Here is a 20,794-nt window from a genome sequence, read left to right as displayed (position 1 = left end):
CTCCTCACGTGTCAGTGCAAAGTGACCAGACGGTAACCTCCTGTCTTTACCAGGGGTAACCCGTCGGTAAGTTACGTGCGAGTAACGATTGTTGACGTCTCAGCAAACCTAGGGGACACGTGAGGTGTCGGAGGGGGATTCCTCCGGTGCGGGGGCCTGCGCGGCCCGGGTGACGTCCGCCACCAGCTCCACCACGTCCGGCCCGTACGCCTGGGAGTTGACCACCTTCAGCAGCAGGACGAAGGAACCGGTCCCGTACTTGCGTGCCAGCCGCTCGTGGTGGCGGGCGAGATAGCGGGTCGCGGCCTGGTTGGTGATCGCGCGCTGACCGCAGAAGAGGAAGACGGGACGCGCGCCGCGACCCAGGTCCGCGGTGAGCCGGGCCAGGATCACATACTCCGCCCGCCCCGACTCCAGCAGATAGTGCTTGCCCCCGACGGCGAACGCGCCGCGCTCCGGGCCCGGTTCCGCGTCCGTGTTGATCCGTATGCCCGGCAGCAGCGAGTTGAGGTGGGCGGCCATCCGGCGGTTCGACGCCGGACCGCCGACGCAGAACTCCGTGCGCTCGCCGAAACCCTGCTGGGCGGCGTCGTGCGCGACGACCTGGGCATGGGCCCCGCAGTCCTTGATGAGCGCGGACAGCTCCAGCAAGGCGAACACGTCGTGGCGCATCACCGTCAACTCGGGCCCGCCCGCCTCGCGGTTGACCACCAGTAGCGACTCGGAATTGTCGGGCAGCCCGAAGAACGCCTGCTTGCGGCGGAGTTTCCGCTTCCAGAGATACGTCCGGGCGAGCCAGCCGATCGCGGCGCTGATGCCGGCCGCGACCACCCCGAGGACGATGTTGCGCACGTCGTCGTTCATGGCCGGGCATGGTAGCGGGCCGCTGCGGACCGGTGTTCGATGGGACTGACGGGACCATGGCAATGCGGTTACGCTCGGTGGACGGACGTCGACTGGAGGTACGAATGCGTCGCCCTGTCGGACGGAAACTGGCGGTGTGGGCGGTCTCGGCCGCCGTGGTGTCGGTGGGAGCGGCGGCACCGCCGTCGTCCACCCCGGCACCGGACAAGGTCCCCGTGGCCGTCGGGTACGGCGGGGCCGTGGCGAGCGTCGACGCGGACGCCTCCGCCGCCGGGATCGAGGTGCTGCGCAAGGGCGGCAACGCGGTGGACGCGGCCGTCGCCACCGCCGCCGCGCTCGGCGTCACCGAGCCCTACTCCGCGGGTATCGGCGGAGGCGGCTACTTCGTCTACTACGACGCCAAAACCCGCACGGTGCACACCGTCGACGGCCGGGAGACGGCCCCGCTCACCGCGGACTCCGGCCTCTTCGTGGAGAACGGCAAGCCGCTCTCCTTCGCCGACGCGGTCAGCAGCGGCCTGAGCGTCGGCACCCCGGGCACCGCCGCCACCTGGCAGAAGGCGCTGGACGAGTGGGGCACCAGACGGCTCGGCACGGTCCTTGAGCCGGCCGAGCGCATAGCCCGCGACGGGTTCACCGTCGACGACACCTTCCGCTCCCAGACCGCGTCCAACGAGACCCGCTTCCGCTACTTCCCGGACACCGCCAAGCTGTTTCTGCCGGGCGGCGCGCTCCCCGCGGTCGGCTCCACATTCAAGAACCCGGACCTCGCCCGCACCTACGCGGAGCTGGGCAGGAAGGGTATCGGCGCGATCTACCACGGCGATCTGGGCGACGACATCGCCGCCACCGTCGACAAGCCCCCGGTGGACCCGTCCTCGGGCTGGAACGCCCGTCCCGGCAAACTGTCCGAGAAGGACCTCGCGGTCTACCGGGCCAAGCTCCAGGCGCCCACCAAGACCTCGTACCGCGGCCTCGGGGTCTACTCCATCGCACCGTCCTCCTCCGGCGGCACCACGGTCGGCGAGGCGCTCAACATCCTGGAGCGGACCGACCTCTCCAAGGCGAGCGAGGCGCAGTATCTGCACCACTTCATCGAGGCGAGCCGGATCGCCTTCGCCGACCGCGGGCGCTGGGTCGGCGACCCCGCCTTCGAGGACGTGCCCACGAAGGGACTGCTCTCCCAGCGGTTCGCCGACTCCCGCGCCTGCCTGATCAAGGACGACGCCGTCCTCACCAGCCCGCTCGCACCCGGCGACCCGCGCCACCCGGCGGCCTGCGGCACCGGGGGAACAGCCGCCCCGACGACGTACGAGGGCGAGAACACCACGCATCTCACCGTCGCCGACAAATGGGGCAACGTCGTCTCCTACACGCTGACCATCGAGCAGACCGGCGGCAGCGCCATGACTGTCCCGCACCGCGGGTTCCTGCTCAACAACGAGCTGACGGACTTCTCCTTCACCCCCGCCAACCCGGCCGTCCACGACCCGAACCTGCCCGGCCCGGGCAAGCGGCCCCGCTCGTCCATATCGCCGACGATCGTGCTAGACAAGCAGGGACGGCCGGTCGTGGCGCTCGGTTCGCCCGGCGGCGCGACCATCATCACCACCGTGCTGCAGACCCTGACCGAGTTCCTCGACCGGCATCTGCCGCTCGTCGACGCCATCGCCGCACCGCGCGCCAGCCAGCGCAACGCGGCGAAGACGGAACTCGAACCGGCCCTCTACGACAGCGACCTGCGGGCACAACTGGAGGCGATCGGGCACTCCTTCACACTGAACCCGGAGATCGGCGCCGCCACCGGCGTGCAGCGGCTGCCCGGCGGCAAGTGGCTGGCCGCCGCCGAGAAGGTGCGGCGCGGCGGCGGTTCCGCGATGGTCGTGAACCCGGCGCCGTAACGGCCGACGGGCGGCTCACTCGGGGCGGGCGGCCCCGTCCCCCTCGGGACGGGCCGTCTCGCCGCCCTGTACCGCGGGAGGCGAGCCGTCCGCACCGGACCGGCCGGGCTCCGTGGCGCCCCGCGCACCCGGCTGCGTAGCCTCGGCCTGCTCCCGGCGGGCGGGCCGCTCCGGCCGGAAGAGCAACTGTCCGTCCTCCGCGTCCACCTCGACCCGGCCGCCCCGCTCGATCCGGCCGTCCAGCAGCAGCCGGGACAGCTGGTTGTCGACCTCGCGCTGGATGGTCCGGCGCAGCGGGCGCGCACCGTACTCCGGCTGGAAGCCGCGCCGCGCCAGCCAGTCCACGGCCCGCTCGGTGAAGGTGACCCCGATGTCCTGGGACTGCAGCCGACGACGCGTCCTGTCGAGCATCAGGTCGGTGATCTGCCGCAGTTGATCGGACGTCAGCTGACGGAAGATCACGATCTCGTCGATACGGTTGAGGAACTCGGGCCGGAAGTGCTGGCGCAGCGGGCGCAGGACCTGCTCGCGACGCGCCTCCTCGTCGGCCTCGGCGCCGCCCGGCCCGAACCCGATGCCCGCGCCGCGCCGGGTGATCGCCTCGGAGCCGAGGTTGCTCGTCATCACGATGACGGTGTTGGTGAAGTCCACCGTGCGGCCCTGGGCGTCGGTGAGCCGGCCGTCGTCGAGGACCTGCAGCAGGATGTTGAAGACGTCCGGGTGCGCCTTCTCGACCTCGTCGAGCAGCAGCAGCGAGTACGGATGCCGCCGTACCACCTCGGTGAGCTGGCCGGCCTCCTCGTGGCCCACATACCCGGGCGGCGCGCCCACCAGACGGCTGACGGTGTGACGCTCCTGGTACTCGCTCATGTCGAGGCGGACCATGCGTTCCTCGCTGCCGAACAGTACCTCCGCGAGGGCGCGGGCCAGTTCCGTCTTGCCGACACCCGTCGGGCCGAGGAAGAGGAAGCTGCCGATCGGCCGGTCCGGACTGGACAGCCCGGCGCGCGAGCGCAGCACCGCGTCGGCGACCACGCTGACCGCCTCGTTCTGCCCGACGACCCGCTCGTGCAGATGCTCCTCCAGGCCGAGCAGCCGCTGCTTCTCCTCCTCGGTGAGCCGGGAGACCGGGATCCCGGTCAGCCGGGAGATCACCTCCGCGACCGCCTCGGTGGTGACCTCCAGGTGCTGCCCCTCGTCCGCCTCGGTCTCCCCGGAGGCCTCCCCGATCCGGTCCTTCAGCTTGGCGATGCGGTCGCGCAACTGGGTGGCCTGCTCGTACTGCTCGTCGGCCACCGCCTGGTCCTTGTCCCGCGCGAGCTGCTCGACCTCGCGCTCCATGGCCCGTACGTCCGTGCCCTTGGTCCGGGCGCGCAGCCGCACCCGGGCGCCGGCCTGGTCGATCAGGTCGATCGCCTTGTCCGGCAGATGGCGGTCGGTGAGATAGCGGTCGGACAGCTCCACGGCGGCCACCAGCGCCTCGTCGGTGTAGCGGACCTGGTGGTGGGCCTCGTAGCGGTCGCTCAGCCCGCGCAGGATCTCGATGGCGTCCGCGACGGACGGCTCGGGCACCAGGATCGGCTGGAATCGGCGGGCCAGCGCCGCGTCCTTCTCGATCCGGCGGTACTCCTCCAGAGTGGTGGCGCCCACGATGTGGAGTTCGCCGCGGGCCAGGGCGGGCTTGAGGATGTTGCCCGCGTCCATGGACCCGCCCTCCGTGCCGCCGCCGCCCGCACCGACGACCGTGTGCAACTCGTCGATGAAGATGATCAGCTCGTCGGAGTGCGCGCGGATCTCGCCGACGATGTTGGTGAGCCGCTCCTCGAAGTCGCCGCGGTAGCGGGTGCCGGCGACCACACCGGGCAGATCCAGGGCGACCACCCGGCGGCCGAGCAGGACGTCCGGCACGTCCCCGTCGGCGATGCGCTGGGCAAGCCCCTCGACGATGGCGGTCTTGCCGACCCCCGCGTCGCCGATGAGCACAGGGTTGTTCTTGCCGCGCCGGGAGAGCACCTCGATGGTCTGCTCGATCTCCTCGTCCCGCCCGATCACCGGGTCGATACGGCCCTGGCGCGCGAGATCGGTCAGGTCGCGGCCGTACTTGTCCAGGGTCGGCGTCGAGGCGGGGCGCGGCCGTTCCGGGCGCGGCTGGGCGGCGTCGGCCGCCTCGGGCGGCAGGGAGGGCGGCGCGAAGTGCGCCGAGTGCAGGATGTGCCCGGCGGCGGAGTCGGGGTTCGCGGCCAGGGCGGTGAGCACGTGTTCGGGCCCGATGTAGCCGGCGCCGCTCGACCGGGCCAGATCGTGCGCGTCCAGCAGGGCGCGCTTGACGGCCGGGGTCAGCGAGAGCGACGTGGGGGGCGGGGCGTCCTCGGGGTGCTGGACCGGCCCCCAGCGCTGGTCGATCTCCGTCGCCAGCGAGTCCGGGTCCGCGCCGGCCCGGCTCAGCAGACTCCGGGTCGGTTCGGTGGCGAGCGCGGCGCGCAGCAGATGCTGGGTGTCGAGGTCGCGGGCACCGTGCTCGACGGCGTACCGCGCGGCGCCGGCGACGAGTTGCCGGGCGGGCTCGCTCAGCAGGCGGCCCAGGTCGATCTGGCGCGGACCCGGGCGCGGCCCGCCGCCGAAGATGCGTCGGAAGAACTCTTGGAAGGGGTCCGAGCCGTAGCCCTGCGAACCGTTGAAGCCGCTGGTCATGGCCATCCGTTCCGGCGTCCCGGCGGGGCCCGGGACACGCTCGCTGATCGACGTGCCGGTGCCGGGTGCCCGGACGGGGCCCGGTTACACCTGTGGGGCGCGCGCGCCGCTCGTAGACCACGATGGCACGAACGCACTCCCGCGGCATGTCCGGAGCCCGCCCGGCAAAGGGGCGTGCACGGGAGGAGCGCGCCCGGTGGAGCAGGCGCGCACGGCGCGTGCGCACTCCGACAGAGCGCTCTGCGGCCGGTCCGAAAACTCCCCGTAGCCCTCCCGTAACGCACCTGGTGTTGTCTACCGGACCGGAGTACTCCAGTCGGGCGGGAGCTGGGCGATGGCTGTGGAACAACTCCCGGCACAGGTCAGGGAGTTCGCGGACTACCTGAACGGGCTGCTGGCGCGGCTCGACCGGAACGACGGCTGGTGCGCGGTCTTCTGGCAGCGCGACCCCGACGGTATGCGGGCCTGCCTCGCCGGCCGGGAGGTGCCTCCCTGGGACGTCCTGGAGGCGCTGCTGCAGGATGTCGCCACGGCCTACGGGCCCGCGAGCGCCGCCCGGGAGTCCGACCGCGCGCGGGCGCTGCACCGTGCCTCGGCCGCCGCGCACGACGCCCGACCGGGCGGCTGGGCCGCCCTCGGCGACCGGCTCGATGTGATGCTCCGCGAACAGCGCTACGCGGCCGAGCGTCAGGCCGAACTCGGCCGCCGCCTGGAGTCGGCCGCGACCCGGGAGGAGGCCGAGTCGTTCCGTGTCGACCTGGCCTGGGCCCGGGACGACCACGCACGCGCCACGGCCCGCATCGCGGAACTCCGCCGCCGTACGGCGGCCCTGGACCACCGGGCCCGGCGCCCGCCCGCGCAGGACGCGCGGGCCTCAAGGACCCCCGGGGCGGCCTTCCGAGGCGAGGCGCACCCCGCCGACCCGGCCGTCCCGGACAGGGCGGCACCGCACGGCTCCCACCCGTCCGTCCCGCAGGGTCCAGCCCTCGCGGACCCTGTCCCCTCGGCCGAGCAGCGCCCGAGACGCCGCCCCCGGGGCAGCGCCCGGTTCGCCGGGGTGATGCACGTCCAGCAGGCGCCGACGGGCCCCGCACCCGCCGCCGCGGACCCCGCACCCGGCCGCCGGGGCCCGCGCGGCGCCCGGTTCGCCGGAGCCGCGGACCCCGGGCCGGGGACCCCGCCAGAGGAGCGCCCGGCGGAGCCCCTCGGCCAGGCGGACCGGCGGATCACCGCTGACACCGTCGCGGCGCTCACCCGGCTGCGTGCCGAGGGCCGTAGCGGCGAGGCTCATGCCCTGCTCGTCGAGGCCGCCCACTGGCCAGCCGCCCGCTACCCGCTGCTCGCCGACGAACTGCACCGCGCGGGACTCGCCGCCGACTGGGCCACCCTGTTGTGGGAGGCCGCCTCCCTGCCCGCGGACCGCCTCGTCGCCGCCGCCGACGCGCTCACCGCCGCGGGCCGCACCGCCGACGGGGAGCAGATGCTGCGCCAGGGCGTCGTACGCCCGGCGAGCGAGATCGGCGAGGCCGTGCTGGGCCTGAGCGCCGAGGGCCGACACCGTGAGGTCGGCGCCCTCCTCGACGCCTACGTCCGCATGCGGACCCCCGAGGAGGCGGCCCGCAGTGTCGCGGCGGATCCCGGACACCTCCTGCCGCTGCTCCTCCGGGCGGCCCGGGGCGTCTCCGACGAGCGGCACTGGGACCTCGTCCACGCCCTGAGAGTCGCCGGATTCAGCGCCTGAGCGGCCCGGCGGCGATCCGATCACTTAACCCGCAGGGGTGCGAAACGTGATCGACACAGCGGGTTGACGACGATGGTCTTGGCAAGGCCTCCCCAGAGGCTTACGTTCGAGCCTCTACCACCTGTTTCTACGGGCGTAGAGGCTCGCTGACGTCCGCACCGGGACTTGAGGCAAAGGAGCGGCATCATGGCCCACGTCGTACGCGCCGCACTGGTCCAGGCGACCTGGACCGGCGACACCGAATCCATGATCGACAAGCATGTGGCGCACGCCCTGGAGGCGGCCCGGCAGGGCGCGCGGATCATCGGCTTCCAGGAAGTCTTCAACGCCCCCTACTTCTGCCAGGTCCAGGAGCCCGAGCACTACCGCTGGGCGGAGCCGGTGCCCGACGGGCCCACGGTCACCCGGATGCGGGAACTGGCCCGCGAGACCGGCATGGTGATCGTCGTCCCCGTCTTCGAGATCGAGCAGTCCGGCCTCTACTTCAACACGGCCGCCGTGATCGACGCCGACGGCAGCTACCTCGGCAAGTACCGCAAGCACCACATCCCCCAGGTCAACGGCTTCTGGGAGAAGTACTACTTCAGGCCGGGCAACCTCGGCTGGCCTGTCTTCGACACCGCGGTCGCCAAGGTCGGCGTGTACATCTGCTACGACCGGCACTTCCCCGAGGGCTGGCGGCAACTCGGCCTCAACGGCGCCCAGCTGGTCTACAACCCCTCCGCCACCTCGCGCGGTCTGTCGGCCTACCTCTGGCAGCTGGAACAGCCCGCGGCGGCCGTCGCCAACGAGTACTTCGTCGCCGCGATCAACCGCGTGGGCCGCGAGGAGTACGGCGACAACGACTTCTACGGCACGAGCTATTTCGTCGACCCCCGCGGGCAGTTCGTGGGCGACGTCGCCGGCGACAAGGAGGAACTGATCGTCCGGGACCTCGACTTCGACCTCATCGAAGAAGTGCGGCAGCAGTGGGCGTTCTACCGCGACCGCCGCCCCGACGCGTACGAAGGACTGGTGAAGCCGTGAGCGACCTCTACGCCCGCCACCGGGCCGTCCTGCCCGAATGGCTCGCGCTCTACTACAAGGACCCCCTGGAGATCACCCACGGCGAGGGCCGCCACGTCTGGGACGCCGACGGCAGGAAGTACCTGGACTTCTTCGGCGGGATCCTCACCACCATGACCGCGCACGCGCTGCCCGAGGTCACCAAGGCGGTGAGCGAGCAGGCAGGGCGGATCGTCCACTCCTCGACCCTCTACCTGAACCGGCCGATGGTCGAACTGGCCGAGCGCATCGCCCGGTTGAGCGGCATCCCGGACGCCCGCGTCTTCTTCACCACGTCCGGCACCGAGGCCAACGACACCGCGCTGCTGCTCGCGACCACCTACCGGCGCAGCAACCAGATCCTGGCGATGCGCAACAGCTACCACGGCCGCTCCTTCAGCTCGGTCGGCATCACCGGCAACCGCAGCTGGTCCCCCACCTCGCTGTCCCCGCTGGGGACCCTGTACGTCCACGGAGGCGTCCGTACCCGAGGCCCCTTCGCCCACCTGAGCGACGACGACTTCATCGCGGCCTGCGTCGCGGACCTGAAGGACCTGCTCGGACAGGGCCGGCCGCCCGCGGCGCTGATCGCCGAACCCATCCAGGGCGTCGGCGGCTTCACCTCGCCGCCCGACGGGCTGTACGCGGCCTTCCGGGACGTGCTCCAGGAGCACGGCATCCTGTGGATCGCCGACGAGGTGCAGACCGGCTGGGGCCGCACCGGCGACCACTTCTGGGGCTGGCAGGCGCACGGCCGGAGCGGGCCGCCGGACCTGCTCACCTTCGCCAAGGGGATCGGCAACGGCATGTCCGTCGGCGGGGTCGTCGCCCGGGCCGAGATCATGAACTGCCTGGACGCCAACTCCATCTCGACGTTCGGCGGCACCCAGATCACCATGGCCGCGGGGCTCGCGAACCTCATCTATCTGCTGGAGCACGACCTCCAGGGCAACGCCCGGCGGGTCGGCGGGCTGCTCATCGAGCGGCTGCGGGCCGTCGCCGCACAGCTTCCGGTCGTCCGGGAGGTGCGCGGGCGGGGCCTCATGGTCGGTGTCGAACTGGTCAGGCCCGGCACCGACGAGGCCGACCCGGACGCGGCGGCCGCCGTGCTGGAGGCCGCCCGCGACGGCGGACTGCTGATCGGCAAGGGCGGCGGGCACAACACCAGCGTCCTGCGTATCGCCCCGCCGCTCACGCTCACCGTCGCGGAGGCCGAGGAGGGCGCGGCGATCCTCGAACGGGCCCTCAGGAGCGTCGGGTGACCACCCGCCGGCCCCTGGCACGGCAAGCCTTTTCGGCCACAGCACCAGCCCCTCCACAGCGTCGTCATGAGGGGTCCTCATCGACAAGTCGATGACCTGAGCAAGGGAACGTCGCCATGACCACCGCCCTGGAACCCGCCCTGTCGGTACGCCAGGTCCTCACCCTGGACCGGGTGCTCGCCGGAGAGCCCGAGGTGGTCGCCGGCGCCGGACACCTCGACCGGCCGGTGCGCTGGGTGCATGTCGCCGAGGCACCCGATGTCGGAGTCATGCTCAGCGGCGGCGAGATGGTGCTCACCACCGGAGTGCTGCTCGCCGGCGACACCGAGAAGCAGGCCGAGTACATCCGGTCCCTGCACCGCGCGGAGGCCGCGGCCGTCGTCCTCGGGCTCGGCCGTGCCTTCCCCGCGCCCCCGGACGTGATGCGCCGGGCCGCCGAGCGCTGCGGACTGCCCCTGGTGGTCCTGCACCGGCCCTTCCCCTTCGCCGAACTGACGGAGGAGGTCCAGTCCCGGCTGGTGCGGCGCAAGTTCGCGGCCGTGAGCCTGTCCGAGGCCGTCCGCACGGCCCTGACCGGGCTCATCACCGCAGGTGCCCCGCTGCAGCGGCTGCTCGACGAGGTCGCCGTGCACGCAGGCTGTCCCGTGATCCTCGCCAACCTCGCCCACCGGGTGCTCGCCACGGCGGGGGAGCGGCCCGCGGTCGACGATGTGCTGCGCGACTGGGAGCGCGTCGCCCGGCAGGCGGGCGGCAGCGAGGGCGACGGCTGGGTCCGCGCCGAGCTGGGCGGACGCGGAGAGCGCTGGGGCAGGATCGTGCTGTGCGGCTATCGCGGCGACAGCCCCATCGGGCGCCTGCTGGCCGAGCGCGCGGCCGAGGCCCTGGTGCTGCACCGCATGCTCGGCGGCGCGGCGCACTCCTGGGAGGAGCAGTCCGCGCAGAGCCTGCTGACCGATCTCGTCTCCGGCGTCGTCCCCGCCCGCCAGTTGCTGCCGCGGGCCAGAGCAGCCGGACTGCCCGTCAACCGTCGTGCCTTCGTCCCCCTCGTCGTACGCGACGGCGAACCGGCCGCTCTCGACCGCGTCCTGCGGCTGCTGGGGCTGTCCGGACTCGTCGCGGAACTCGCCGACGGGGCCACCGCCGTCCTCCTCAGCCTCGCCCGGGACCAGGACGCCGAGGCGCTGACCGCGCATCTCGCCGGCCGGCTGCGGACCGAGTCCGGCGCTCTCGGTACGGTCGTCGCCGCGGCCGACGCGCGCACCGCCTGGGAGGACGTGCCTGCCGGGCTGCGCGAGGCCCGGCATGTGGCCGACGCCGTCGCCGGTCACTCCGCGGCCCAGGACCTGCCGGCCGTCGTACGGCTGAGGGACGTCCATCTGCGCGGTCTGATCCGGCTGTTGCGCGACGACCCGCAGGTGCAGTCCTTCGCCGAACGGGAGCTGGACGGGCTGCTGTCCGGACGCGACGCCGAGCAGGAGTTGCTGCCCGTGCTGCGGACCTATCTGGCCACCGGCCGCAACAAGTCCCGCACCGCCCAGCTGCACCATGTCAGCAGGCCCGCGCTCTACCGTCGGCTGGAGGCCATCGAGGCCCGTCTCGGGGTCGACCTCGACGACTTCGAGCAGGCCGCCTCCGTGCACATCGCGCTGCTCGCGCACGATGCCCAACTCGGGTGAGACGCCATGGGAACACGCCGGAAACCACCGCGCACGAGCCGGGGTGACACCGTGGAACGCGGTGCGCCGTCAGACGTGACACGGTGCAACTCAACCCGGACCCGCCGCCTTCCTAGGCTCGCCGCACACCGAGCGACCGGAGGTCCCGATGAGCAGAGTGATCCGTGCCGCCGTCTTCCAGACCGCCTGGACCGGCGACAAGGAGTCGATGATCCAGGTCCACGAGCAGGCGGCCCGCGACGCGGCCGCGCAGGGTGCCCAAGTCCTGTGCTTCCAGGAGTTGTTCTACGGCCCCTACTTCTGCCAGGTGCAGGACCCGGCGTTCTACGAGTACGCCGAGCAGATCCCGGACGGACCCGTGGTCCAGCGCTTCCAGGCGCTGGCGAAGGAGCTGGGCCTTGTCCTCGTGCTGCCCATGTACGAGGAGGAGCAGCCCGGAGTGCTCTACAACACCGCCGCGGTGATCGACGCGGACGGCTCCTACCTCGGCAAGTACCGCAAGACCCACATCCCGCAGGTGAAGGGCTTCTGGGAGAAGTTCTACTTCCGCCCGGGCAACTCCGGCTGGCCCGTCTTCGACACCAAGGTCGGCCGGATCGGCGTCTACATCTGCTACGACCGCCACTTCCCGGAGGGCTGGCGGGCCCTCGGCCTCGCGGGCGCGGAGATCGTGTTCAACCCGTCGGCCACCTCCCGGGGCCTGTCCGGCTATCTGTGGCAGCTGGAGCAGCCGGCCGCGGCCGTCGCCAACGAGTACTTCGTGGGGGCGATCAACCGGGTGGGCGTCGAGGAACTGGGCGACAACGACTTCTACGGGACCTCGTACTTCGTGGACCCGGAGGCGCAGTTCGTCGGCGAGGTGGCGAGCGACAAGGAGACCGAGCTGGTCGTGCGCGACCTGGACCTGGCGAAGCTGCGGGAGGTGCGCGACCGCTGGCAGTTCTACCGGGACCGGGCTCCGGGCGCCTACGGGCCGCTGACCGCTCCCTGACCGGCGCCGGGTCCGCCGGTCCGGCCGGGCGCCGACCGGGCCGGCGGCGACGGCTGTCCCGCACGGCAGCCACGACAGCAGTGTTGACCACGCCAGGTAAGGGAGCAGAGGCAGCATGAGCAGCCGTACCGTCATCCGCGGTGGCCTCGTCGTCACCGCGTCCGACGAGATCCATGCCGACGTCCTGATCGAGGACGGCCGCATCGCCGCCCTCGCCGCGTCCGGCACCCCGGCCGCCGCGGCCTTCACGGCCGAGCGGACCATCGACGCCACCGGCAAGTACGTGATCCCGGGCGGCGTCGACGCCCACACCCATATGGAGCTGCCGTTCGGCGGCACCTTCGCCTCCGACACCTTCGAGACCGGCACCCGGGCCGCCGCCTGGGGCGGCACGACCACCATCATCGACTTCGCGGTGCAGAGCGTCGGCCGCACCCTGCGCGAGGGCCTGGACGCCTGGCACGCCAAGGCCGAGGGCAACTGCGCCATCGACTACGGCTTCCACATGATCGTCTCCGACGTCAACCAGGAGACGCTGAAGGAGATGGACCTGCTGGTCGAGGAGGGCGTGACCTCCTTCAAGCAGTTCATGGCCTACCCCGGCGTCTTCTACAGCGACGACGGCCAGATCCTGCGGGCCATGCAGCGCTCCGCCGAGAACGGCGGACTGATCATGATGCACGCCGAGAACGGCATCGCGATCGACGTACTCGTCGAGCAGGCGCTGGCCCGCGGCGAGACCGATCCGCGCTACCACGGCGAGGTCCGCAAGGCCCTGCTGGAGGCCGAGGCCACCCACCGCGCCATCAAACTCGCGCAGGTCGCCGGGGCGCCCCTGTATGTCGTGCACGTCTCGGCGCAGGAGGCGGTCGCCGAACTGGCCCGGGCACGCGACGAGGGACTCCACGTCTTCGGCGAGACCTGCCCGCAGTACCTGTTCCTGTCCACCGACAACCTCGCCGAGCCGGACTTCGAGGGCGCCAAGTACGTGTGCTCGACGCCCCTGCGGCCCAAGGAGCACCAGGCCGCCCTGTGGCGGGGCCTGCGCACCGACGACCTCCAGGTGGTCTCCACCGACCACTGCCCCTTCTGCTTTGTGGGACAGAAGGAGCTCGGCCGGGGCGACTTCTCCAAGATCCCCAACGGTCTCCCGGGCGTCGAGAACCGTATGGACCTGCTGCACCAGGCCGTCGTCGACGGGCACATCTCCCGCCGCCGCTGGATCGAGATCGCCTGCGCCGCCCCCGCCCGGATGTTCGGCCTCTACCCGAAGAAGGGCACCATCGCCCCGGGCGCGGACGCGGACATCGTCATCTACGACCCGCACGCCGAACAGGTGATGTCGGCGGAGACCCACCACATGAACGTCGACTACTCGGCCTACGAGGGCAGGCGCACCACCGGCCGGGTCGAGACCGTCCTGTCCCGTGGCGAACCCGTCATCACCGAGCGGGAGTTCACCGGACACGCCGGGCACGGCGCCTACACCCCCCGCTCCACCTGTCAGTACCTCAACTAGGAGTGGCGCTCATGGACTTCGGACTCGTCCTGCAGACCGACCCGCCGGCCTCGCGGGTCGTCAGCCTGATGAAGAGAGCCGAACGCAACGGCTTCCGCTACGGCTGGACCTTCGACTCGGCCGTGCTGTGGCAGGAACCGTTCGTGATCTACAGCCAGATCCTGGCGAACACCCGCAAGCTGACGGTCGGCCCCATGGTGACCAACCCGGGCACCCGCACCTGGGAGGTCACGGCCTCCACGTTCGCCACCCTCAACGACATGTTCGGCAACCGCACCGTCTGCGGCATCGGCCGCGGCGACTCCGCGATGCGCGTCGCCGGCCGCAAGCCCAACACCCTGGCCCGGATCAGCGAGGCCATGAAGGTCGTCCGGGCGCTGGGCCGCGGCGAGGAGGCCGACCTCGGCGGCGGCACGGTCGTCAAGTTCCCGTGGATCAAGCCCGGCGCCCGACTGCCGGTGTGGATGGCCGCGTACGGCCCGAAGGCGCTGAAGATGACCGGCGAGGAGGCCGACGGCTTCATCCTCCAGCTCGCCGATCTGTATCTGACCGAGTACATGGTCAAGGCGGTGAAGGACGCGGCGGTGGCAGCCGGCCGTGACCCCTCCGACGTCACGATCTGCGTGGCCGCCCCGGCGTATGTCACCGAGGACGACTCGCCCGAGGCGCTCGCCCATGCGCGGGAGCAGTGCCGCTGGTTCGGCGGCATGGTCGGCAACCACGTCGCCGACCTCGTCGCCAAGTACGGCGCGCACTCCGGCTCCGTACCCGACGAACTCACCGAGTACATCAAGGCCCGGGAAGGGTACGACTACGCGCACCACGGGCGCAGCGACAACCCCGACACCCGGTTCGTGCCGGACGAGATCGTGGACCGGTTCTGTGTGATCGGCCCGGTCGAGAAGCACATCGAGAAGCTCAACGCGCTGCGTGAACTCGGTGTGGACCAGTTCGCCGTCTACGACATGCACGACGCGCAGGAAGCCGTCATCGACGCCTACGGGTCACAGGTCATCCCGGCGGTCAACGGCTAGTCCACGGAGGGTCCTCGGGATCCCCCGTCCCCGCTCGTCCCCTTCCCGCTCCCCCGGGGAGGGGGCCAAGGGCGTTCCCCGCTGATCCCTCCGGGGCGCGCACCCCCCATCGGCGCCGCCCGCACGGCGTTTCCCACCTCACCTCACGATGGGCCTGCCCATGACCGACACCGTTCCCTCGGCCATACCGATGTCCGACCAAGTAGTCCGCCCCGACGGCCGCGTGGAGTTCGCCCCGGGCTCCCCGCCGCCGAGCGGCCCGTACGCCAACGAGGACCTCCTCCCGGTCCCCGTCGACAAGCGCACCTGGACCACGTACAACTTCTCCGCGCTGTGGGTGGGCATGGCCCACAACACGGCCTCCTGGACCCTGGCCTCCGGTCTGATCGCCGTCGGCATGGACTGGAAGCAGGCGGTGTTCACCATCGCCCTGGCCAATGTGATCGTGCTGGTCCCGATGCTGCTCACCGGGCACGCGGGACCCAAGTACGGGATTCCCTTCCCGGTCTTCGCGCGGTCCTCCTTCGGTGTGCGCGGCGCCAATCTGCCCGCCGTCGTCAGGGCGTTGGTGGCCTGCGGCTGGTTCGGCATCCAGACCTGGATCGGCGGTGAGGCGATCTACTTCCTCGCCGGGAAGCTCATCGGCGACAGCTGGGCGAACGCGTCCAAGGTGGGCGGCTACGCCTGGACGATGTGGCTGTCCTTCGCCATCTTCTGGGCGATCCAGGTCGCCATCATCTACCGGGGCATGGAGACCATCCGCCGCTTCGAGAACTGGGCCGCGCCCTTCGTCCTCGTCGGCGCGGTCGTGATGCTGTGGTGGATGAGCAGCAAGGCCGGCGGCCTCGGCCCGCTCTTCGACCAGCCCTCCAGGCTCGGCTGGGGCGGCGGCTTCTGGAAGCTGTTCTGGCCCTCCCTCATGGGCATGATCGGCTTCTGGTCCACGCTGTCGCTGAACATCCCGGACTTCACCCGGTACGGCAAGAGCCAGCGGGCCCAGACCTGGGGCCAGGCCCTGGGCCTGCCGACCACGATGACCCTGTTCGCGTTCCTGTCGGTGCTGGTCACCTCGGGCTCGCAGGCGGTCTACGGCAAGCCCGTCTGGGACCCGGTGCAACTGGCCGCCAAGACCGACAGCGTGGCCGGACTGCTCTACGCCCTGGTGACGGTCCTGGTGGCGACCCTGTCCGTGAACATCGCGGCGAACCTGGTCTCGCCGGCCTTCGACTTCTCCAACGTCGCGCCCCGGAAGGTCAGTTTCCGTACCGGCGCCCTCATCACCTGTGTGCTCGGTGTGCTCATCTTCCCGTGGAAGCTCTACTCCGACCCGCAGGGCTACATCTTCACCTGGCTCGGTCTCGTCGGCGGTCTGCTGGGGACGGTGGCCGGCATCCTCATCGCCGACTACTGGGTCCTGCGCCACGGCCGCCTCGACCTCGCCGACCTCTACCGCTCGGGCGGGGGCCGGTACTGGTACGCGGGCGGCTGGAACTGGCGGGCCGTCCTCGCCTTCGTCGTGGGCGGGGTGCTGGCGATCGGCGGCGCGGACTTCCACCCGCTGATCGACGGACGTCCCGTCCCGGCCCTGAAGCCCCTCGCGGACTACGGCTGGGCGGTCGGCCTCGGCACCTCTCTGGTGCTGTATCTGGCGCTGATGCTGCTGCGGCGCCGCGAGGTGGCCACGGCGTGACGGGCGGGCCGCGCGCGGAGAACGGTCAGCTCTGCTTCCCGCCGTTCTCCAGCGCGGTCACCGCCTCCCGGGCGGCCTTGATGGCGCCCTTGTTGATCTCGTCGCTGCCGGGTGCCTTCTTCGTCTCGAAGTCACTGCCGTTGTACGTCACCGACACCAGCGCGTTGGACGAGCGGATCAGCACCACGCCCTCGCGGGTCTGCTGCTTGTCCTCCGTGGTCAGGTTCACCACCGAGTAGCCGGCGTCGCCGAGACCGGGGACCGCGCCTCCGCCGCTCTTCTCCGTGGTGCGCTGCGTGTACGCCTTCTGCGCCGTGGCCTCCGAGTCCGTGATCTCGAAGGTCACGTCCAGCCAGCGGTAGTCGAAGCCTTTGAGCGCGTTCCAGGAGCAGGTGCGCCGGATGGTGGCGTCCGTCGACGGGATCTCCTTGCCGGCCGTCTTGGTGCCCGGCACGAGCGACGTGATCGTGCCCTTGGCCAGGGCGGTGCACGGCGGGGGCGCGGTGGCGTAGGCCTTGGCCGTGGCCTGCGGCGCCGCGGGCGAGGCGGACCCCGGGGAGCCGCTCGCCGTGTCCTGGGTCTTCTGGGCCCCCTGCTCCGGCTTCTGGACGGTGGCCGGGGCCGCGGCGAGCGGCCCGGACGACATGGCCCAGCCCGCCGAGGCGAGCACGGCGACCGGCAGCAGACGCGCGGTCAGAGCGAGCGGCAGAGGCAGAGAGAGCACGGGCCACTTCTCGTGGGGGGACGGTGCGGCAGGAGTCCGCACTGTGGGCGGGACGCCAGTCTCACATGACTCCCTGTGAGGCGAAAGGGCGAACTCGCTCCGTGGCCGGGCGGTGACAGGCCCGGCCTTGACGGTCCGTGAGTTTCGCTGCGCTCGCCACGGTGTGCCCTTTATGTCTGGGCGAGTTGTGTCTTCGGGCGCCTTCGCGGGGACCCTCCCGCGCGGGTCCGTGCACCAGGACGTCGAAGGGCGGCGGGTCCGGCCCGCGAACGGTCCGGACCCGCCGCCCCGCGCATCCGATGTGCGTGGCGGACTACCGGAGGATCAGTGCCAGCGCGTACGTCAGGAAGAAGCCGGCCACCAGCAGGGTCAGCAACATGATCGCGATCAGTGGACCCTTGGCCCAGCCGCGGGTCCGGTCGTAGGACAGGTTCGGGGTGGCATCCGAAGTGCTGCCCTCGCCGGGCGGAGTCTCACCCGGTGGAACCCCGCCCGGTTCCACGCGAGGGGCCCGCGCCGACTCGGGGTCCGGACCGCCGTACTCCCTGTCTCGCATGCCGTCCGCCTCACTCTCCCGGTCGATGTGGTGTCTGCCGAGGGTGAGTACCCCTGTACACACCCCTTATGCGACATTATCGAATAAAAGGGACGGTTCCGCTGGGGGTGTCCGGGTGGCGGCCGGGTGCGTACGATCACGGGATCGGTCCCCGTGGTGAGGAGTCCGCCGTGTTCACGACCCGTCCCACGCTCCAGGGCACCATCGGCATGGTGTCCTCCACCCACTGGCTGGCCTCGCAGTCGGCGATGGCGGTGCTGGAGGACGGCGGCACGGCGTTCGACGCGGCCGTCGCCGGGGCGTTCGTCCTGCATGTCGTGGAGCCGCATCTGAACGGGCCGGCCGGCGAGGTCCCGATCCTCCTCGCCCCGGCGGGCGGCGAGGTACAGGTGCTGTGCGGACAGGGCGTGGCCCCCGCCGGAGCCGGCATCGCCCACTACCGGGCTCTGGGCCTCACCCTCGTCCCCGGCACGGGACCGCTCGCTGCCGCCGTCCCGGGTGCCTTCGACGCCTGGATGCTGCTGCTGCGCGATCACGGCACGAAATCCCTCGCCGACGTCCTCAAGTACGCCATTGGCTACGCCGAACACGGGCACGCGCCCGTGGAGCGCGTCGGCGAGACCGTCGAGAGCGTGCGGGAACTGTTCGAGAACGAGTGGACCTCGTCGGCCGAGGTCTATCTGCCCGGCGGGCAGGCGCCCCGGCCCGGCGCCCTGCTGCGCAATCCCGCGCTGGCCGCCACCTGGAAACGGCTGCTCGCCGAGGTGTCCGGGGCCGGGGACCGGGCGGCGCAGATCGAGGCCGCCCGTTCGGTGTGGCGGTCCGGATTCATCGCCGAGGCCCTGGTGCGGCAGGCGCGGCGGCCCACGCTGGACGTCACGGGGGAGCACCACACCGGCACCCTCACGGGCGACGACCTCGCCGCCTGGTCCGCGACCTACGAGGCACCGGCGACCTACGACTGGAACGGCTGGACGGTGTGCAAGGCCGGCCCGTGGAGCCAGGGCCCGGTCCTCCTCCAGCAGCTCGCCCTGCTCCCGCCCGAGCTGCCCCGCTACGGGAGCGCCGACTACGTCCACCTGCTGATCGAGGGCTGCAAGCTCGCCATGGCCGACCGCGAGGCCTGGTACGGCGACGCCGCCGAGGTGCCCCTCGACGTGCTTCTCTCCGACGCCTACAACGCCGGGCGGCGTGCCCTGATCGGCGACAAGGCGTCGTACGACCTGCGCCCCGGGGCTCCCTCCGGCCGTGTCCCGCGCCTGAGCGAGTACGCACGCGTGGTGGCCGAAGAGCCCGGGTTCGACCCGATGGGGGCCGGCGAGCCGACGGTCGCCCGGCGCCCCACGTCCCCGGTGCCCGGCGACCCGGACGTCGGCGCCGACGGCGCGACCCGCGGCGACACCTGCCATCTCGACGTCGTGGACCGCTGGGGCAACATGGTCGCCGCCACCCCCAGCGGCGGCTGGTTGCAGTCGAACCCGGTGGTGCCCGAACTGGGCTTCCCCCTCGGCACCCGGCTCCAGATGACTTGGCTGGACGAGGGCCTGCCCAACTCCCTGACGCCCGGGCGGCGCCCCCGTACCACCCTCACTCCCTCGATCGCGCTGCGCGACGGCGTGCCCGTACTCGCGTTCGGCACGCCCGGCGGCGACCAGCAGGATCAGTGGCAGCTGCACTTCTTCCTGGCGGCCGTGCTGCGCCCGCCGGTGCGCGGCGGCCTCGACCTGCAAGGCGCCATCGACGCCCCGAACTGGCACAATGACAGCTTCCCCGGCTCCTTCTACCCGCGCGGCATGCGGCCCGGCAGCGTCACCGTCGAGTCCCGCACGGACCCGGCGGTCGTCGAGGAGCTGCGCCGGCGCGGCCATGGCGTCACGGTCGGCGGCGCCTGGTCCGAAGGGCGGCTGTGCGCGGTCGCCCGTGACCCGGAGACCGGCGTGCTGTCGGCGGCGGCGAACCCGCGCGGGATGCAGGGATACGCGGTCGGACGCTGACTCGCGGGCGAGGGGGCGAGCCCGCCCGGTCGGGCCCGGCACCTGGTGTTCACGCTGATTCCACCGTAGGTGCACTAAACCGGTGGGGATTGTCAGTGCTGCGTGCTCTGATGGACGCATGCTGATCGGAGACACCGAAACCATCGACGAGTTTCTCGCCCGCCGTGCGTCCGACGTGGAGGAGGCCGTCCGCACGGCGGCGGCCACCGAGATCATGCCCCGCTTCCGTCGCCTCGCCGCGCACGAGATCGACGAGAAGAGCGGTCCCCACGACCTGGTCACGGACGCCGACCGCAAGGCCGAGGCCTATCTGACCGAGGCACTGCCCAAGCTGCTGCCCGGCTCGGTCGTGGTGGGCGAGGAAGCGGTGCACACCAACCCTGCGACCTATGACGCGGTGCGCGGCGAGGCGCCCGTGTGGATCGTCGACCCCGTCGACGGCACCCGCCAGTTCGTGCACGGCGACCCCGGATTCTGCACCCTGGTCGCGCTCGCCCAGGGCGGCGTCGTACGCGCCTCATGGACCTTCGCCCCGGCCCGGGACCAGCTCGCCACGGCGATACGGGGCGGGGGCGCGTTCCTCGACGGCCGGCGCCTGCGCTCCGGCTCGCCCGCGCCGGGCTGTGACCTGGAGGTGGCGACGTCCCACCCGTACTACACGACGGACGAGCAGCAGCGTGCGCTCCTCGGCCTGCAGACGGAAGGCGTCCGCCCGCGCGCGTGCGGCTCGGCCGGCCTGGAGTACCTGTCCATTGCCCAGGGCCTGCTGGACGCCACGGCGTTCTGCTGGGAAGCGGCCTGGGATCACGCCGCGGGCCTGCTGCTGGTCGAGGAGGCGGGCGGCACCCACCGCACGGTGGCGGGCGAACCGTTCCGCATCACCGGGGGCAACACCCTGCCCTTCACCGCGGCCCGGGACGAGGCCACCGCCCGCCGCGTGGTGGACCTGCTGTCCGGCGCCTGAGACCCCCCGCGCCGACGGGCGCGGGCGCCACGTCGGATGCCGAAAACGGAACTGCGGCCTCCTTCGGTGATCGGCCCCGCGCCGCTGCGGTGTCGGACCCCCGGCATATCCTGAGGGCCAGTGGCCGTCGGCTGACGAAGGAG

At 71.8% G+C, this 20,794-nt stretch carries 15 protein-coding genes; 11 read left to right on the top strand and 4 right to left on the bottom strand.

Going from position 1 to position 20,794, the window contains the following annotated elements:
• Positions 1–108: 108 nt before the first annotated feature.
• A complete protein-coding gene (locus AB0L95_RS00325; protein WP_365154620.1) occupies positions 109–864 on the bottom strand; it encodes a hypothetical protein in 756 nt (251 codons plus the stop codon).
• Between the two features lie 104 nt (positions 865–968).
• Between AB0L95_RS00325 and ggt the strand changes: the two genes are divergently transcribed.
• On the top strand, positions 969–2,765 hold the full coding sequence (ggt, locus tag AB0L95_RS00320) for a gamma-glutamyltransferase (RefSeq protein WP_365154617.1): 1,797 nt from the start codon (positions 969–971) through the stop codon (positions 2,763–2,765).
• Between the two features lie 15 nt (positions 2,766–2,780).
• Here the strand turns inward: ggt and AB0L95_RS00315 are convergent, their stop codons facing one another.
• A complete protein-coding gene (locus AB0L95_RS00315; RefSeq protein WP_365156422.1) occupies positions 2,781–5,456 on the bottom strand; it encodes an ATP-dependent Clp protease ATP-binding subunit in 2,676 nt (891 codons plus the stop codon).
• 334 nt (positions 5,457–5,790) lie between these two features.
• Here AB0L95_RS00315 and AB0L95_RS00310 point away from each other — a divergent pair, with 334 nt between their 5' ends.
• The 8 genes from AB0L95_RS00310 (at position 5,791) to AB0L95_RS00275 (ending at position 16,413) form a co-directional block, all read left to right on the top strand.
• Positions 5,791–7,197: a hypothetical protein gene (locus AB0L95_RS00310; protein ID WP_365154614.1), complete on the top strand. Its 1,407-nt coding sequence runs from the start codon at positions 5,791–5,793 to the stop codon at positions 7,195–7,197.
• 186 nt (positions 7,198–7,383) lie between these two features.
• On the top strand, positions 7,384–8,223 hold the full coding sequence (locus tag AB0L95_RS00305) for a nitrilase-related carbon-nitrogen hydrolase (protein ID WP_365154611.1): 840 nt from the start codon (positions 7,384–7,386) through the stop codon (positions 8,221–8,223).
• Positions 8,220–9,503, top strand: coding sequence for an aspartate aminotransferase family protein (locus tag AB0L95_RS00300; RefSeq protein ID WP_365154608.1), 1,284 nt, complete (start codon positions 8,220–8,222; stop codon positions 9,501–9,503). Before AB0L95_RS00305 ends, AB0L95_RS00300 begins: the two co-directional genes overlap by 4 nt.
• Before the next feature lie 116 nt (positions 9,504–9,619).
• Positions 9,620–11,179, top strand: a complete 1,560-nt coding sequence (locus tag AB0L95_RS00295; RefSeq protein ID WP_365154605.1) for a PucR family transcriptional regulator — start codon at positions 9,620–9,622, stop codon at positions 11,177–11,179.
• Between the two features lie 148 nt (positions 11,180–11,327).
• Complete coding sequence (locus AB0L95_RS00290) at positions 11,328–12,170, top strand: nitrilase-related carbon-nitrogen hydrolase (RefSeq protein WP_365154603.1); 843 nt, start codon at positions 11,328–11,330, stop codon at positions 12,168–12,170.
• Positions 12,171–12,285: 115 nt separating this feature from the next.
• Positions 12,286–13,689, top strand: coding sequence for a dihydropyrimidinase (hydA, locus tag AB0L95_RS00285; RefSeq protein WP_365154600.1), 1,404 nt, complete (start codon positions 12,286–12,288; stop codon positions 13,687–13,689).
• 11 nt (positions 13,690–13,700) lie between these two features.
• Positions 13,701–14,723: a TIGR03842 family LLM class F420-dependent oxidoreductase gene (locus AB0L95_RS00280; RefSeq protein ID WP_365154597.1), complete on the top strand. Its 1,023-nt coding sequence runs from the start codon at positions 13,701–13,703 to the stop codon at positions 14,721–14,723.
• Between the two features lie 160 nt (positions 14,724–14,883).
• The gene (locus AB0L95_RS00275; RefSeq protein ID WP_365154594.1) at positions 14,884–16,413 is read left to right on the top strand and encodes an NCS1 family nucleobase:cation symporter-1; all 1,530 of its coding nucleotides are present in this window, start codon (positions 14,884–14,886) and stop codon (positions 16,411–16,413) included.
• 25 nt (positions 16,414–16,438) lie between these two features.
• On the opposite strand, the gene AB0L95_RS00270 is transcribed toward AB0L95_RS00275, so the two are convergent.
• The gene (locus tag AB0L95_RS00270) at positions 16,439–17,137 is read right to left on the bottom strand and encodes a hypothetical protein (RefSeq protein WP_365154591.1); all 699 of its coding nucleotides are present in this window, start codon (positions 17,135–17,137) and stop codon (positions 16,439–16,441) included.
• 313 nt (positions 17,138–17,450) lie between these two features.
• A complete protein-coding gene (locus tag AB0L95_RS00265; protein WP_365154589.1) occupies positions 17,451–17,693 on the bottom strand; it encodes a DUF6480 family protein in 243 nt (80 codons plus the stop codon).
• Positions 17,694–17,863: 170 nt separating this feature from the next.
• Here AB0L95_RS00265 and AB0L95_RS00260 point away from each other — a divergent pair, with 170 nt between their 5' ends.
• On the top strand, positions 17,864–19,687 hold the full coding sequence (locus AB0L95_RS00260) for a gamma-glutamyltransferase (protein ID WP_365154586.1): 1,824 nt from the start codon (positions 17,864–17,866) through the stop codon (positions 19,685–19,687).
• A gap of 121 nt (positions 19,688–19,808) precedes the next feature.
• Positions 19,809–20,651 carry an inositol monophosphatase family protein gene (locus AB0L95_RS00255; RefSeq protein ID WP_365156419.1) on the top strand — a complete coding sequence of 281 codons (843 nt, stop codon included), beginning with the start codon at positions 19,809–19,811 and terminating at the stop codon, positions 20,649–20,651.
• The last annotated feature ends 143 nt before the right edge of the window (positions 20,652–20,794 follow it).

Origin of the sequence: Streptomyces sp. NPDC052036 (assembly GCF_040680495.1) — a bacterium.
Classification (GTDB): domain Bacteria; phylum Actinomycetota; class Actinomycetes; order Streptomycetales; family Streptomycetaceae; genus Streptomyces.
This window is presented reverse-complemented; position numbering and strand designations above follow the sequence as displayed.